Below are 17,698 nucleotides of genomic sequence, written 5' to 3'. Positions count from 1 at the left end.
AAACTCAATACCTGCAACACTCTGCTGGCTAGTTCTATCGTTTATTAATTTCAAGACGAAGGTTAATTCGCGAATACTTTCACCTGTAACAATACCGTAACATAAATGCCATACCGCGCAATAAATTTACCTAAAGGCACCACTATGTATTTCTTTGATGCGTATTTGTACCTATAAATACGCCATAAATTTTACATCGATAAAAATGTGTATGGTTTCAAAAGAAACTTTTTAGCCCGCATTAGCGTGTAAATTTATTAACAACAATAAACATCTATCATGAGATGAAAACGTGTCAAAAACAGACAAGAGGGAACACATCCTGCATGAGAAAGAACACTTTTTTTAAAGCTGCCTTACTGGGCAGTATTTTTGGCCTGTCCGTTGCGCCTTTGCACGCACAGGATACAGCCAGTAGCGGCGAAGAGATTGAAGAAATTTCTGTCGTTGGCTCACAGATTAAGGGCGCAAAAGTCGCCGACACCCTGCCCGTTTCAGTTGTATCGTCCGAAGACGTTGAACTGACAGGCGCTTTTTCCGGTGACGAACTCTATCGTTCCATCCCCCAAATTGGTTTTTCAACATTTAACGATAACAACACGTCCGGCGGCATTAACGGCGTTCGTGGTGACGTTAATTCAATGAACCTGCGCGGGCTTGGCACCGGTAACACACTTGCCCTGATCAACGGGCGCCGGATGGTACTGCACCCCGGTTTCCAGACTGAGCTGCTGGTCCCTGTAGTATCGCCCAACACAAACGTTCTGCCGACCATGGGCATTTCCCGCGTGGAAGTTCTGCGTGACGGTGCGGCGGCGATTTACGGCGCGGATGCTGTTGGCGGTGTGATCAATACCGTCCTGCAAAACAACTTTGAAGGCTTGGAAGTTCAAGGCCGCATTGGTGCTGTGGACGGCACCAGCCGCGAAGAATATAGCCTGAATATGAAAGCCGGTTTTGAGCTGAATGACGGCGCGACGCATATCAATATTTTCGGTGGCTATTTCCACAGAAACGCTGTGCCGTCCAGCGAACGTCTAGCTTCCAGATCATCTGATCGCAGACCCTTGCTTGAAGGGACAGAATGGGAAGGCGACACGGCATTTGATAACCGGTCTTCGAGTTCACCATGGGGCCGCTTCGAGGCAGATGACAGCCTGGACAGCCTAGGCGACGATGATTTCCACGCACGCCCTTGTAGCACCGTGTCTGACGGCGCGGCGTTTCTGGATGTTGGCAACGGTGTTTGCCTGACCGAAGGTGGCGGCACCAGTGATCTGGGCCGTGATCTCTATTACGACCACGACAATCACCGCAGTTTAAACTCGAAGATTGACCGCTTCAATGTTTTCTCCATGCTGACGCATGAGTTTGACAGCGGCACAGAGTTTTACGCAGAAGCTGCATACTACCGCAGTAAAACCTGGCGGGAACAGGCAAACGGCTCGGTTCTAAGCTCGCAGCGTTTTTATATTCCGGAATCCAACTATTATAATCCGTTTGGCGAAGATATCGAGGTACGTTACTGGCGACCAAACGATCTTGGCCCCCGCATTGGTGAAGTGACCGGCGAAACATACCGTGTTCTTGCGGGTCTGCGCGGCGCCTGGGGTGACTGGGACTATGACACTGCGATCCTTTATAACAAGGCTACCAAACACGATCTGACGCGTAACCGCTACTCGCTGACCAAGTTACAGCAGCAGCTGGCGCTTGATACACCAGATGCCTACAACCCGTGGCTGGGCGATGTCCGTAATGGTGGTACTGCAAACTCTCAAACCGCACTTGATGCAGTTCGCATTGATGTCACACGGGACGGTATGACAGACCTGTTCCTGACAGATTTCAAACTGTCGAACGCATCCTTATTCACATTGCCTGCCGGTGAAATCGGTATGGCTGTTGGTGTCGAAGCACGGAACGAAAGCTTTTCTGACGACCGTGATGACCGCCTTGACGGAACCATCACCTTCACAGACATGGTAACCGGCGAGTTTGTGACAACAAGTGATGTTCTGGGTTCAAGCCCAACGCCTGACACATCCGGCAGCCGCTGGGTGCTGAGTGCTTTCACGGAGTTTGCTGTCCCAGTTATCAGCCCGGATATGGAAATCCCGCTGGTACACAGTCTTGATCTGCAGTTGGCCGCACGGTACGAGAAGTTCGATTATTCCGGCTCAACTGTGAAACCAAAAGTAGCTGCATCATGGGTAGTCACCCCCGGTCTGATGCTGCGCGGTGCATGGTCCGAAGGCTTCCGCGCGCCTAACCTTGTGCAGATTTTCGACGAAGGTATTCGCCGCGTGAACACGCGGGAGGACTATTACAGCTGTCTGCCTGATGTCATCAATGGCATTGAAGATAATCTCGAGGGCTGTTCTGGCGTGGGTGTTGAAAGTGTGCGGTCAGGTTCTGATAAACTGAAGAACGAAAACACAACACAGTGGAATATTGGTGCCGTGTTCCAGCCAGAGTTTGCACCAGGCCTGACAGTTACTGTTGATTACTGGAAGCTGAAGCAAAACGGCTTGGTTGGTATTTTTGGTGACCAGAACCAGCTGGCGTATGAGCTGTTGCAACTGCTGCGCGGCGAAACATCCGACAGTGTTGTGCGCGGCGCACCGGACCAGGATGCCATTGACCGGTTTGCCGGTACCGGCCTTACCGCTGTTGGTGACATTATCGAGGTACACGACCCCTACCTGAATCTTGATAACAGAACTGTGGCCGGCATTGATATCGCCGTCATTCAGCAAATTGAAACGGATAACTGGGGTGACTTCACCTTCAAGCTGAATGCTGCAAAGCTGGACCGTTTTGATCAAAATGTGGGTGAGTTTGCAACCACGCTGCAGGCTGACCTTGACACTGAGCTTAGTAAACTGGGTATTGCCAATCCAATCGATGTAGGCGGTGTTGGTGATCTGGTTCGGGAAAACGGTCGTCCGAAATGGCGCTATACAGCAGGTCTGAACTGGCGCAAGGACAACTACGGTGCCGGTCTTCAGGGACGTTATGTTGGCTCTTTCTACGAGACCAGTGCAACACAGGATGACACTGGTGAATATTGGACAGTGGATAGCTGGTTCACCGTGAATGCCAATATTCATTACACGTTCCAGGAAGGCCCGCTTGAAGACACAAGGGTACGTCTGGGTGTCACCAACCTCTTTAACGAGTTGCCACCACTGGCTGATGAAAGTTACGGCTTCTTCGGCAGCATCCATTCAGCCAAGGGTCGGTTCCTCTATCTGGACATCAAAAAATCCTTCTAGGATTTAGCATTAGACTTTACTGCAGGACTTCGGTCCTGCAGACTGCGGCCATGACAAGTCCATGTGACGCCCACCAAATCTGAGAGTATCCAGAATGCCAAGATATTTTACCCAAATTCGTATTTCGTCCCTGTTCATCCTTGCTGCAATGATGGTACTGGCGCCCCCCCTGTCTGCAAAATCGACAGAAACCGCCACTGGCAAAATCACCTGTGCCAGCAAAACTATCACCCTGCGGACAGACTTTCCCGGCGGGCAGGCACGGGCATGCAGCGTGTCTGACGATGGTGCTTTCACCCTGACAATCGGCCCAGAGGATGAGCCACCGATCAATCCAAGCCCGTGGTATGCTTTCAAGCTGAAGGCAGCAGAGGCAAGCCCGGTTCAGATCACACTGTCGTATCAGCATGGTTGGCACAGATACTGGCCAAAAGTCAGCACAGATGGCAAGGTTTGGACCAAACTAAGCGCGGACAATATCGTGGCTGAAAAAGAACAAATGCAGATGACACTGCCTGCCTTTACCGGTGATTTGTATGTCGCGGGGCAGGAAATTATCGCACAGCCCTATTATCTGGACTGGTATAAACGACTTGCTGCCACATCCAACATACAGACAACCGTTATTGGACAATCTGTCGAAGGGCGCGATATCCACAAATTGGAAACGGCTCCTGATGGCGACAGCCGAAAATATATTTTCCTTGTGGGCAGACAGCATCCGCCAGAAGTAACAGGCGCGCTGGCATTCTTCCCGTTTGTTGAAACGCTTCTGGGTGATAGTGCACTCGCAAAAGAGTTTCGCCAGAAATTCGGCATCGTGATGATCCCGCTGGTAAACCCGGACGGTGTCGACAACGGCAACTGGCGCCATAATATGCAGGGGCAGGACCTGAACCGTGATTGGGGCCTGTTTGACCATCCTGAAAGCCAGGCAATCGAACAGGAGCTGGAACGCTTTGCCAAACAGGATGACATTGCCCTGTTCCTTGACTTCCATTCCACGAACCGGAATGTGCTCTACACACAAGGTGACGAAGAAGAAACCAAACCCGATATGTTTGCACGCCGCTGGTCCGCGGCTGCGATGAAACGACTAGATGGTATGTACGAACTGGAACATGCGGAACGCCCATCAGCGGATTACACCCCTGATCAGCGGGCCTATTATACATCCAAAAATTATATGTACCGGACCTACGGTATCGCTTCTATCACCTATGAAGTCGGTGATAAAACAGACCGCACGAAGCTGAAGAAAGCGGCCGAGGTTTTTGCCGAAGAAATGATGACAATTCTACTCGAAGATCTGAAAGACTAATCCGTCTTGTACGGTAACCACCGACTATCCCCTTTAAGATATTGGCGGAAGGCACTTTCCTTCCGCCATTTTTATGGTCGCCAGAGCAACGACCGCTAGTCAGCATGAAAACCCTTATTCTGCCCTTAGGGCATGGATAGGGTTCGACCGTGCAACACGTACCGCATGCCCCCCAACCGTTATCCACGCAATGACCAAGGCCGTAAAACCCGCCGTGGCAAAAGGCACCACCCCAAGATCAATACGGAATGCAAACTGTTCCAGCCATCCCTGAAGCAGGAAAAAGCTCAGTGGCCAGGCGATTACGTTCGCCACCAGAACCGGTTTGGAAAAATCCCAAAGAAACTGCCTTGTGATGGCAGTCACGCTGGCACCCATGACTTTGCGCACACCAACCTCCTTGGTTCTGCGGCCAATAGTTAGCCCCGCCAAACCATAAAGCCCAATACAGGACACCAGAACGGCAAGGGCCGCAAACAAAGCGAATAAATCCCCCTGATGTTCTTCTATGCTGTAGAGCTGCGCCAGTCTTTCATCCAGAAAATCCCGCCGGATGGGCCGCCCTGGCACTGCCTGGTTCCACTGTGCATCGACATAGGACAGTAAAGACTGCTCATCCTTTGTTCTGTAACGCAGTGACAGTATCCGCGCCCCTTGTTCGTCCATGATATAATACATGGCAGGGATAGGGGTTTTCGCAGATCGCACCATGAAATCCTTCACAACACCAATGATTGTTTTCACATTACCGTCGTTGATCGTCTGGCCAAGCGCAGCCGATGGACTGCTAAAACCGAGCGTTCTTACAGCTGTTTCATTGATGATGACGCTCGAATCTTTCCAGTCCCCGCCCAAGCGGCGGTTATAATCACTTTCCATGTCTGATGCGAAGTTACGCCCCGCAACCATGGTCATTTCCATTGTCGGGAAAAAGTCTGCATCAATGGTCTGCCCCATCAGGGTCAGCGACGGTGTCGGTGAGCCGGCCACACTTTCAATCCCGGATATCCAGCCGTATCTACCACCGGGCACAGAATCGCTCAGACTGACATTCTCTATGTCTGGGTGACTTGCTAAGGTCCGCTTCAGCGTTTCTGCACTGGCCGTGACATCCCTATGATCTATATCATAGATAATAACCACATTCTCTTTGGTGAAGCCTGGGTCCATGCTGCGGCTATACTGTATCTGGCTGTAAATCACGCTTGCCGCGATAATCAGCCCAATAGCAATGCTGAACTGAACTGTGACAAGTATGGACCGGAACACGGTCATATTCTTGCCGCTTGCCCGGCCACCACGCAACACCCGCGCGGGATTGAACCCGGCCATAACAGACGCCGGGTAATAGCCAGAGACAAGACCTACCAGTCCTATCAGCACCAAAATACCCGATACAAACACTGGTGACCCCAGCGTGCCAGCCTGCATGGTCTTGACGACAAAATCATTGAAGAAGGGAAGTGAAAATTCTGTCAGCGCAATGGCAATCACAAGTGCCGTACATGTTGTTACCACTGCTTCCCCTACAAATTGATAGATAATATCCCGGCGGGTTGCACCTACCGTTTTGCGAATGGCTACTTCGCGTGCACGCATGACAGTTCGCGACAAGGTCATATTCATGAAATTGAAGGTCGCAATCCCTAGGATCAGGCAGGCAATGGCCACAAAACCCGTCAGAATTGTCCGGTCGCCTCGCTCCGGTCCAGCGGTTTCAAAATGAACATCCCTAAGCGGGATAAAGGTCAGCTTATATTCATCCGAAGCTTTAGCATCCGGTGACGATGCTTCGACATATTTCTCAACAAAAGCAGGCATTTGGGCCCGCAGGTCCGAGATCGAAACACCATCAGCCAACTTGACATAGGTGGAAAATTGCAGCCACCACCAACCACTATCTGCGTCAATTCGGTCATACTCTCCTGCTTGGAGTGCAAACACCAAAGACAAATTCAAATGTGTATTTCGCGGCAGGTCTTTAAAAACACCCCGCACCTGATACGACCGGCCATCATCCAGTTCAAGCGTCTGACCTACTGCGGAGGTGGTCCCAAACAGATGCATTGCCGATGTTTCACTGATCGCAACAGACGATGTGTCAATCAGGGGATTGTCTGCGTCTGCTGCGATAAAAGGGATCTGGAATATCTCGAAAATACTGGTATCCGCTTGGGCGATATCCATACTTTGCGGCTTACCATTCAGGCTAATCACCCGTGTCCCATACTGAATACGTGCAGTTTGATCGACCATTTCCGGAAAATCATTTAACAGGCCAACCCCAGCACCACCAGCCGTATTGGAATGCGCACGGGGTGGACGGCCTTCACGGGTCATTTGTAATTCGACTTTATACACGCCCTCCGTACCGGGGTACATATTGTCAAAAGTAACTTCGTCCCACGTATACAGGGATATCAACATCACAGCAGTCAGACCAATAGCCAGACCCATAATATTAATCAGTGAAAACGTTGGGTCTTTCCAAAGATGCCGAATGGCAGTGATCAAATAATTTCGGAACATAGGTACCGCCCCCCTTTTACCAGTGATGTGCCCAACATTCATGACGGACACACGAACTCAGCAGAGAGGCAACAATCAAGCCAACAGCGCAACTTTTAAAACATGTAAAAACAATGAGTTACAAATTAAACTTATGTTTAAGTTGCGCCAAACCGTTCACTTTTGAACACTTGTGTCCATATTCGAACAGAAAACAAACACCCCCGGCAGCAGCTGTGCCGAGGGTGCTGGGCGGCGTACTATACGCCTATCTTTTTCAGAACGATATTCTGTCGGTCCGTTGACCGCGATTAGAAAATAAAGTCATCCGCATCAAAGGCTGAGGCTTTCTGTCCAATGATCGCAATCGTTGTATCACCCAGATCGATTGTTGTTTTCGCACCAGTGCCGGATATCATATCAGCGATGTCCGCAAAACCAGTGAAACCATAAGCGGAGAGATCAATCAGATCTTCGCCATCCTGAAAGCCAAAAATACGGTCATAGCCATCCCCGGCCGCGAAGACAAAAGTATCACTGCCCCAACCGCCGAAAAGTTGATCATCGCCACTACCACCGGCGATCATGTCATGGCCCCAGCCACCTTTGATGATATCATTACCGTTATCACCATGCAGCGTATCATGGCCCCAACCGCCGAAAATTTGATCCCGGTCATCACCGCCAAGGACCAGATCATCACCGCGACCTGCGAAAACTTTATCTTTGCCTGCACCCGCCGCAATCAAATCTGCATCCAGGCCGGTACGAATAACGTCAACACCGTCACCCCCGATCACCAGATCAACATCATTTGATCCGTCAGACTGAAGCAAATCTGCTGGTAGCAGCACACCGTTCAGGGCGTGAATAATTCCGTTCGAAGCCTGAATATCCGTTGCAGTCAACATTGGGTCAGCTACATCCGGGTCAGCATCAGAAAGCGTCAGGCCTGCCGCATCAACGCCCAGCTCTCCGCCTTGCAGGGTCATGATCGTATCTTTAGACAAAACCTGACTTGCCTGCAGGCTTTCACCGGCGACGTGATACGTCAGAATTGTTGTCAGTAGATCAATAGGATTGTCACCACCATTCATGAGTGTCAGCGCCTGAACCAGATAATCAAAGGCGCCTGCTTCGTCATTGCCTTCGTAGCCTAAAGCCTGGGTAAGTCCGATAAAGGCATCATCCGTAGGCGCAAAGACTGTCAGGTCAGCATTCACATCATCCAGCGTATCTGCAAGACCCGCAGCTACCACCGCTTCCCGGAGCATATCAAAATCGCTGCCGTTGTCGTCAAAGCCTTCTGCACCGCTGACAGCCAGGACCGTACCCGTAATGGACGCCGCATCGTTGCCTTCAAGGTCAAGTGGTAACAGTACCTTATCAATCACATGCACAACGCCGTTGTCTGCAACAATATCAGTTGCAACAAGCGATGGGTCGATCAAATCTGGCTCCATGTCTGTTAGCGTTGGTAATTCTGAGGCTCCGATAGTGCCGCCCTGCAGGGTGATGACTTCACCAGAAGTCGCAATGTCACCGGACAATTGTACGCCGCTGGAAATATGATACAAAACGACGGCTTCGAGCGTATCAGCCCCAAGCGTTGTCAGAAAACCAGTAACTGCACCAGTGTCTGTTACATCACCGTCGAACCCTAAATCTGCAGCCAATTGGCCGAAAGCAGCATTCGTTGGCGCGAATACTGTAAGAGATTCATTCGGGTCACTAATGGTGCCCAGATAATCTGTGCCTTTTTCCGCATCAATAAATCCGATTGCTGCAACCAGAATTTCAAAATTAGTATCGCCTGTCGCGATGCCAGCGATGGTCGTCATACCCGCCTCCTTCGATTAATGACTAGCTGTATTGATACTTGGAACATAAGTTTTTGTTTGCATACAGGGGTACGGGAAAGGGAGCAGAGCAGATCACATAGCCAGTTGCTATACTGCACGTTTTCGAAGTCAGAGCGTCCCCAAAGGCAGAAATTAACTTGCACGCGATAAGTAAGGAAGGACCCTGCCCTGAGCATCAGGCAAGACAGGGATTAAGGACAGTAATAATCTGTCAGAATTATTCGCGCCAGAACTGCGGATCAAATAACATTAATAAGGTAAAGACCTCCAGCCTGCCCAGCAGCATGGCAAGACAAAGGAGCCATTTTGCACCGTCCGGAAGTGCAGAAAAATTGCCCGATGGGCCAATGATATCACCAAATCCGGGCCCAACATTGGTAATTGCGGTTGCACTGGCGCTGAGCGCGGTAACAAAATCAATATCCATCATCGCAAGCAAGAGCGTAAATATTGCAATGGATGCGAAGAAAGCCGCCAAAAACGCAAGCACAGAAATCGGTAGGTCAGGTGCCATTCTCGCACCATGATACCGCATCACCACGACCCGGTTCGGACTATTTAAGCGTATTAATTGCTCCCTGAGCGTTATCCACAAAACCTGAAATCGGTATATTTTGATCGCCCCAGAAGTAGAGCCCGCGCAGCCCCCCATAAAGGTCAGAATAAAAAAGCCTGCAACCGCTCCTGTGCCCCAGGTGGTATAATCCGTTGATGCAAAGCCGGTTGTTGTCACAATCGAAATAATATTGAAGGCTGCTATACGCAGTGCATCAAAGAAATCCCACCCACGGTCTGCCTGCAGCATTAGCGCAGAAAAAAAGATAACCACCGCTAAAAACTTGATAAAGGCCTGAATCTGCGGATCGTCAATCAGTGCCCTTGGCCGCCCTTGTGCAAACTTGATGAAGGCAATGAAGGGAAAGGCACCAGCCAACATAAAGACGCTGCCTATCCACTGGCTGCCAGCCCCGAAATGGCCAAAGGAAGCATCATGGGTACTATATCCCCCGGTTGCCAGCGTTGACATAGCATGGTTGATCGCATCAAAGCCTGACATGCCTGTCATATAGTATGCCAGCGCACACAGGAAGGTCAGCCCAAGATATACGCTTGTAATCCATTTCACCAGTTCTGCTGATTTCGGGACAACCTTTTCGGACTTATCCGAGCTCTCTGCCCTGAAAAGCTGCATCCCGCCAATACGCAAAAACGGTAACAGGATAATGGCCATCACAACAATACCGACCCCGCCTATCCAGTTCAGAAGAGATCGCCACAGCAAAATTCCCGGCAGCATGTCATCAAGTCCGGTCATAACCGTCGACCCGGTCGTTGTTATCCCGGAGACAGTTTCAAACACGGCATCGGTGAAAGAAAGCCCGGCCTCTTCATTCAGACCCATTCCCAAAAGGGGCAACGCCGCGAAAACCGGCAGTATAATCCAGCAGCTTGCGGTCAGTAAAAATGCCTGCTTGGTATCCAGACTAAACGCACGGTCATCCCGGTTAGCCAGTATCAGCAAAAAGCCAAAAAAGCCGGTTGTTGCCGCTGCAAAAAGAAATTCCGTCGGTGTTGTATCCACCATAACCGCTTCCACAATTGCGGGTATCATCATAAATGTGGCAATACCCACAAGAAGCAGCCCGATCACAAACACGATTGGGCGGATATCTATACTGAATGTCATGAATTGGTATGGGCAGAAAGCGCCAGCACATCACCGCAAATATTTGCACATGGGTCAGAACCCGTAACTGGCAGTTATGCCAACTCCTTTTGGTTGCTTACCTGAAAACGCTATGCATTTGTCAGGGACGTGTCAAGATTGTTAACTATTCACTGGTATCATGCTTTTGAAATGCTCAATAAAACTGCACCAACCAACATTAGAATTTAGTTCGCCAGTTGAACACATACAGGTTGCATTCGCTGGCTAAATCAAGGATAAGCGTCTCGCAATTTTGCCCGTCACCAGTGGAATGAAACTAATCAAACTTTTGCCGATATTACTGTCACACATGACCTTGTATGCCTTTATACGTTCTATGCTTATATTCGCTGCATGTTTAGCTGTAGGTTTTTCAATTAAATACCCACAGGTGCAGGCGCAGGAACCAATTGAGGATGATGAGCTTATTTTGATGTACTCCTACCCGGCGTCATCAAGCGAAAGTGAAATACGGTCCACTCTGTCCCCCAGCGGTGCAATCGGTGCAAAAGTAGCTAAGATTTTTGATACAGCAGGCATCAACACAATCACGGTAACAATCCCCTGGCATGACCAACTGCGAGTTTTGGAAGCCAACGCCCGCCCGATTTGCGGATCGTATTTTATCCATGTGCCAGAGCGTGAAGGCGTGATGAAATTCTCTGATCCAATTGGCACTGTAGGAGAATATATCCTGATTGGCCGGTCTGATGACACGCGTATCCAAAACAGCAAAACCCTTGAAGAGCTGATTAAAACTGGTGCCAAGGGTGTTCTGCCCCATAAAGCACGCTATGTGGAACCGATTGAAAAGCTCCTTGGCAATTCACGTATCCCAGCAGAATTGTCATCAAGTGAACGGATTATTCACGCCATCGCATCCCGTTCGATTGACTATTCCATTTTTGCAGATGCTTTTACCGAAGAAATCCGAAACTGGGACAATTACGAAGATCAGCTCACCAAATACACCCATCTTCCGATGCTGAAGCATGGTCCAATTTTTCATATTGCCTGCTCGTTGCGCGTGGACGATGCCATAATTAGCCGTCTAAATGCTGTCATTCGGTCCAGCCAACCCTAAGAAAAATATAAAATAGTTCGCAAAACGCGATCTCGTGACTATTCTCTCTTAATAGTAGCAGCAACGGAGCCTGCGCGTATAGACATGCCGGCGACGGCTGCCTGTCTTAAAAAGAGGGGGATGCGTTTATGGGTGAAATTTTAGGGGTACTGCTCGTGATTGTCGGGCTGGTCGCCATCAATACGCATCTGGAACACAGGCGTTTTCGCAAATTATTCACCGATGAGTTTCTGCGCTTGTCTAAAAAAGTCGGGGATTGACAGAACGTCTTGCACGGCAATACCCGCCCCCTGATACTGTTGAAGATACGACTGCCCTTGAGAAAACGTCATCACAAGAAGACACTGTCTGGGTTGCTGACGTTGCACCAGAGGATGCCGCAATCACACCGGCTAGTGTGCCGGCAAATGATGCTGCAGTGTCCACCCTCAGAACAGAAGACACCACCTTGGGTGACACCGCAGGCAAAGCGGAAACAGCAGCCCAACCATCTGACATAAGCGAGGTGGAACATTCCCTGTCATCGCGCTGGATCATATGGTTAGGCGGCGTAGCATTTGCCCTTGGCGGCGCCTTTATGGTTAAATATTCCGTGGACGCTGGTCTCCTCAGCCCCGGTGTCCGGGTTACTCTGGGGACTATCTTTGGTATCCTTATGACGGGCGCAGGGGAAGTTCTGCGCCAACGGCGCGCATTGGTGCCCCTGTTGCGGGATGCACCCGATTATGTTCCCAGCGCTATTGCCGCAGCTGGATTATCGCTCTCCTTCACCGCGGTTTATGCTGCTTTTGCCTTATACCAGCTACTCCCTGCCCTTGTTGCCTTTGGCCTGCTTGCACTTTTCTCACTTGCTTCCAGTTTCCTCGCGCTTCGGCATGGACGATTTTTCGCGATTTTAGGCGTTTTAGGGGGGCTTGTTACCCCTGCCCTTGTCTCCACCGGATCAGGGAATGCATGGGCCTTGTTCCCCTATCTTCTGATCATTGTTGCTACATGCCTGTGGATCAGCCGCCAGCGCGCCTGGCTCGAAATTGCAGTCCCAACACTGGTTTTAGCGGCTCTCTGGGTTCTTGTCTGGATATTCACAAATTGGGGCCCCGGCGACATACTGCCAACCGGGCTCTATCTAATACTCCTGACCACAGCCAACAGTTACATGGCACAGGGCGCGTCCCCTGACAGGCAAAACATCCCAACGCTGCAAGGCTTAATGCCTTCCCATTGGATTACCTTCATTTCTGATATCGCATCGCTTGTGTGTATGCTGTTGCTGGTCAGCATTGTGCGGCTGGATCATTACAGCAGTCTAGGCATCATGCTGGTCACGCTGAATCTGGCCGTACATGCCCATGCGGTATATAGGTCTGCTGAAAATGATGTGGCCGGGATTTTTGCCATTGCCAGCATCCTGTTTCTTTTCAGTACGTGGCACGTTCCAGATTTTTTTGAAATTCAGGCAACTTTAACGGGGCATAATTTCCAGCAATTTGCCTGGTCCCCTATTGCGCCCCCGGGTATGGAGAAATTTATCACGCTGGTTGCGCTCTATGCGCTTGGTATTGGCAGTGTGCTTTTCTGGATTTGCCCAAGGCTATTACGGACGGGTGTGTGGGCATCGGTTGGCGTTGCAACGCCAATACTTCTGTTGATCATTACTTATTGGCGCGTAATGGACCTGGAACAAAATCTACCGTTCGCAATGGTTGCACTTGGACTGTGTCTGGCGTTTACATTTGCAGTCACCCGAATGCGCCAACTGGATAGTACCGCGCAGAATGTGCCGGTGGCGGCCTATGCATCCGGGGCAACCGCGGCACTGGCCCTTGCCTTTACGATGATACTTAGGGACGCATGGCTCAGTTTTGCACTTGCACTCGAACTTGTGGCCCTTGCCTACATTTGGCGTAAAACCGAGGTGTCCGGCCTGCGCCGTCTTGCGCTTCTTCTGGCGGTAGCGGTTCTGTGCAGGCTGTTCCTGAATGATGCGGTCGTAGAGTATCACGGCGAAGGCCCAATGCCGGTGTTTAACTGGTTATTTTACGGTTATGGCCTGACAGCTGTTTTATTTGCGGTGGCCGCAAAAATATTCGAGACAAACGGGATACAGGACAGATTGCTTACCGTCTTGAAAGCCGGTGCAATTTTACTGTTCATCAGCTTCATCAGCCTTGAAATCCGAGTATTGTTCAGTGAGGGCGGCACGCTCACATCAGAACCGACCGGTTTTGAAATCGCCGTGCAAACCCTGAACTGGTCACTGGCGACATTGGTGCTGTTATGGTTTGAAATTCAAACGGATGACAAGGTGCTGCGCGCCCTGCGTCGTGTTATGACCGCACTGTCGGTTGGTGCGCTGCTGGTCGGTGGCGGTTTATGGAATAACGAGTTGTTCGATCTAGAACCGGATGACAGTCTGCCTCTGTTTAACCTGAACTTCCTGCAACTGTTGCTGCCAGCCTTTATTTTCGCGGCCAAGGCGTATCTGACTTACAAGGCCGGACGCAGCGGTTCGGCAAAACGGTACGGGGCAGTTACATTCCTTGTCTTCTGGCTATGGATGACCGTGGAAGTACACCAGTTCTTCGGCTCCAGCGACTGGAAAGGATACGGATATTCAATGGCGTGGCTTCTCTATGCTATTGGGCTTCTTAGTCTGGGGCTGCGCCGGCAAGTCAGTCAGATTCGCATGGGCGGTCTTGCTGTTCTTAGTATCGTGGTACTGAAAGTCTTCCTGATTGATATGAGCGAGCTGGAAGGCCTGGCCCGTGCCTTATCCTTCATGGGATTGGGGGGTGCCTTGATCGGTATCGGTTATCTGTATCAGCGGATCAAGCCAACCGGGAAATCTGTCTCTGCACCAAGCTAGCGCCCGCCACGCCCTGAAAATCGAGGCACCTTTAATCACGGGTAAGCCGTCAGCTAACAATCCAGCTCTGACGGCTTACAAGGGCCTGTAAATACCACATCACTTTCTCAGCGTAACCTGATTGACAATAGTAGTCTTGCACGTTAGTTCTTTTATGCAAGTTATTATTATTCGGGAAGCGGGAAACAGTATGCAAACTTCAAATGCAGAAAAAATTTCAACCTTTCACAAAGAGGGCTGGTGGGAAGATCAGACGCTATATAGCATGTTCGCGACAGCTCTGGCGTCTGCACCAGGTAGATGCGCCCTTGCTGATCCGCCGGACCGCAGCAGTTTCAGCCAGGAGGCTCCGAAACGCTACACCTATGCTGAACTGGCCGACAAAACGGAACAACTGGCTGAGGAACTATACACAGCCGGTGTACGCCGGGATGATATCCTTGTTATCCAGCTTCCAAACACAGTTGAAATTGTCATCCTGTATCTGGCGATTTCCCGTATCGGCGCAATCGCAAGCCCTGTCCCCATGCAGTATGGTTTGCATGAGCTGACGCATATTGCTGCCACCTTGAAACCCAAGGCATTTATCAGCACCAACTGGTTCAAAGGTCAAAATTCCACCGAGGCCCATAAGTCAGCCTTTGATGCAGACACACTGATCCTATCCATCGGGCAGGACATTGGCGCAGACGAAAGCACGGCAGTAAAATCCGACGACTTCGCCGCCTATCTGGCAGGACTGGAACAAAGCGGCGACGATATTTTCACCATCTGCTGGACATCCGGCACCACGGGGCGCCCCAAAGGGGTTCCGCGCAGCTATAACCACTGGCGCAATTCCATGGTGTCGTGTGAAGACAGTGTTTCCCTAACCGAAGGGGACGTGCTTTTAAACCCGTTCCCATTTGTTAACATGGCATCGATCGGTGGTTTCCTGTTCGTTTGGCTGAACATTAAAGGCACTCTTGTGCTGCACCATCCTTTTGACCCGACGATCTTCCTGCAGCAACTGCAGACTGAGAGCGTTGTCTATACCATTGCACCGCCAGCCGTGCTGTCACACCTGAACAGTATGCCCGGTATTTTTGACAAGGTTGATCTGTCAAAACTGAAATTTATCCTGTCAGGCAGCGCGCCGCTTGCCCCGGATATGGTGCGCGGATTTAAGGAAAAGGTCGGTATTGACGTGATTAATGTCTTTGGGTCCAACGAAGGCTGCACGCTTGCCAGTTGTTCCAAGGATGTGCCCGACCCGGAAACCCGGGCAACCTGTTTCCCCCGCTACGGTGTCAGTGGCTTTGATTGGCATAACCGTATGGCGCACCGCATGCGTTCTGTGCTGCGCGACCCTGATACAAACGAAGAGATCACCGAACCTGGCATAAAAGGCGAACTGCGGATCGCAGGCCCGGCCGTCTTTGATGGATACTATAATTCCCCCGAAGACAATGCCCTGGTTTTTGATGAACACGGTTATTTCCGCACCGGAGACCTGTTCGAAATCACTGGTGATGGCAATGCATTTTATAAGTTTGTTGGCCGCTGCAAGGATTTGATTGTGCGAGGCGGCATGAATATCTCGCCCGAGGAATTGGACATTCTACTGGATGGCCATCCAGATATTCTGGAGGCCGCAGTGGTTGGCTACCCAGACACACTGATGGGGGAAAAAGTCGCCGCAGTCGTCGTACCAATGGAAGGCAAGTCCTTAGAACTGGACGATATTACGGACTTCCTACGGGCCAAGGATGTCGCGGTGTTCAAACTGCCAGAGAAGCTTATCTCTGTAGACAAACTGCCGCGCAATCCCCTGAACAAAGTTGTACGATCCGAACTGAAGGACCTGATTTAATGAGCACACCAAACGTATTCATCTGCGACGCCGTGCGCACCGCACGCGGCAAAGCAAAAGACACAGGCGGCTTGCATGCTGTCAAACCGGCAGACTTGATGGCAAAGCTTTATTTGGCGCTGGCTGACCGTAATGGGCTGGATCTGAATACCGTCGATGATGTGGTCCTTGGCTGTGTCACACAGGTTGGCGATCAGGGCAGTAATATCGCCCGCACATCCGCGCTCCTGACAGAGAAAATGGATACAGTGGGCGGTGTGACCGTTACCCGTTACTGCACCAGTGGTCTGGACGCTGCCATTCTGGCGGCTACAAAAATCCAGTCTGGATTAGATACACTGAACATCACGGGCGGTATCGAGAGCATGTCACGGGTTCCAATGCTGGCAGACAAGGGGGCCTTCTTCGTTGATGCCGATGTAGCCACACGCGCCAAATCCGTTCCGCTCGGTATCTCTGCCGATTTAATTGCAAGTCTGTACGGCATTTCTCGAATGGATGCAGATACCTACGCGGCAACATCGCAGGCACGCGCGGCTGCAGCGCGGGCAAATGGCTATTTCCAGAAATCCATCATTCCAATTACCAACCCGGAAACAGGCCAGATCATTTCAGAAGATGAATGTATTCGCGAAGGCACCACCGCAGAAACACTGGCCGGGATGGAGCCAAGCTTTGCCGGGCTCGGCGCTAAAGGTTTTGATGCTGCGATCGTCGCCATGTTTGATAACCTTGAAGCGATTACCCACATTCACCATGCTGGTAACTCCCCCGCTATGTGTGACGGCGGGTCTGCGGTTATTCTTGCCTCTGATGAAGCCCTGTCTGCAACGGGCCTGAAACCACGTGCCAAAATTCTCAGTATGGCTAACGGCTGTGTAACGCCCGTGATGGGACTGACCGGCGGGTTCGAAGCAGCCAAACTGGCGATGCAAAAAGCAGGCATGACTGCATCCGATATTGATCTTGTTGAATTTAACGAAGCGTTTGCAGCTGTTTCCGTTCAATTCCTGAACGACTCTGGCTTTAGTCATGATCAGGTCAATGTCAATGGCGGCGCAATCGCCATGGGACATGCCATGGGGTCATCCGGCACCGCGCTGATCGGTATTCTCCTGGACGAACTGGAACGGCGTGGTCTACAGACAGGTCTTGTGTCCCTGTCAGGCGGCGCAGGGGTCGGAACCGCCATGGTCCTTGAACGGGTGTAGGTCTTTCG

The 17,698-nt window shown here is 50.8% G+C and carries 10 protein-coding genes; 7 read left to right on the top strand and 3 right to left on the bottom strand.

Translation table 11 applies throughout. The features are described from left to right. Positions 1-326 precede the first annotated feature (326 nt). Positions 327-3,278 (top strand): TonB-dependent receptor domain-containing protein, encoded by a 2,952-nt coding sequence (locus IE181_RS05030; protein ID WP_191250444.1) that lies wholly within the window; start codon positions 327-329, stop codon positions 3,276-3,278. A gap of 94 nt (positions 3,279-3,372) precedes the next feature. Continuing rightward, a complete protein-coding gene (locus tag IE181_RS05025) occupies positions 3,373-4,599 on the top strand; it encodes a M14 family metallopeptidase (protein WP_191250443.1) in 1,227 nt (408 codons plus the stop codon). Between the two features lie 114 nt (positions 4,600-4,713). On the opposite strand, the gene IE181_RS05020 is transcribed toward IE181_RS05025, so the two are convergent. The 3 genes from IE181_RS05020 to IE181_RS05010 all read right to left on the bottom strand — a co-directional run bounded on the left by IE181_RS05020 (position 4,714) and on the right by IE181_RS05010 (position 10,656). After that, entirely contained in the window at positions 4,714-7,128 is a 2,415-nt protein-coding gene (locus IE181_RS05020; RefSeq protein ID WP_191250442.1) for an ABC transporter permease, read from the bottom strand. Positions 7,129-7,418: 290 nt separating this feature from the next. After that, a complete protein-coding gene (locus IE181_RS05015; RefSeq protein WP_191250441.1) occupies positions 7,419-8,948 on the bottom strand; it encodes a fasciclin domain-containing protein in 1,530 nt (509 codons plus the stop codon). A 238-nt stretch (positions 8,949-9,186) separates the two neighbouring features. Beyond that, positions 9,187-10,656, bottom strand: a complete 1,470-nt coding sequence (locus tag IE181_RS05010) for a TrkH family potassium uptake protein (protein ID WP_191250440.1) — start codon at positions 10,654-10,656, stop codon at positions 9,187-9,189. Positions 10,657-10,948: 292 nt separating this feature from the next. Between IE181_RS05010 and IE181_RS05005 the strand changes: the two genes are divergently transcribed. The 5 genes from IE181_RS05005 to IE181_RS04990 all read left to right on the top strand — a co-directional run bounded on the left by IE181_RS05005 (position 10,949) and on the right by IE181_RS04990 (position 17,690). Continuing rightward, positions 10,949-11,761 (top strand): transporter substrate-binding domain-containing protein, encoded by an 813-nt coding sequence (locus tag IE181_RS05005; RefSeq protein ID WP_191250439.1) that lies wholly within the window; start codon positions 10,949-10,951, stop codon positions 11,759-11,761. 128 nt (positions 11,762-11,889) lie between these two features. Next, a complete protein-coding gene (locus IE181_RS14680) occupies positions 11,890-12,021 on the top strand; it encodes a hypothetical protein (RefSeq protein WP_268245727.1) in 132 nt (43 codons plus the stop codon). Next, positions 12,018-14,627, top strand: a complete 2,610-nt coding sequence (locus tag IE181_RS05000; protein ID WP_191250438.1) for a DUF2339 domain-containing protein — start codon at positions 12,018-12,020, stop codon at positions 14,625-14,627. Before IE181_RS14680 ends, IE181_RS05000 begins: the two co-directional genes overlap by 4 nt. Before the next feature lie 190 nt (positions 14,628-14,817). Continuing rightward, on the top strand, positions 14,818-16,479 hold the full coding sequence (locus IE181_RS04995; protein ID WP_191250437.1) for a class I adenylate-forming enzyme family protein: 1,662 nt from the start codon (positions 14,818-14,820) through the stop codon (positions 16,477-16,479). Next, positions 16,479-17,690 (top strand): acetyl-CoA C-acyltransferase, encoded by a 1,212-nt coding sequence (locus IE181_RS04990; protein ID WP_191250436.1) that lies wholly within the window; start codon positions 16,479-16,481, stop codon positions 17,688-17,690. Before IE181_RS04995 ends, IE181_RS04990 begins: the two co-directional genes overlap by 1 nt. Positions 17,691-17,698 lie beyond the last annotated feature (8 nt).

Origin of the sequence: Kordiimonas sediminis (assembly GCF_014656395.1) — a bacterium.
GTDB classification, from domain to species: domain Bacteria; phylum Pseudomonadota; class Alphaproteobacteria; order Sphingomonadales; family Kordiimonadaceae; genus Kordiimonas_A; species Kordiimonas_A sediminis.
Note: the sequence above shows the minus strand (reverse complement) of the source record. Positions and strands in the feature narration are given on the sequence as shown.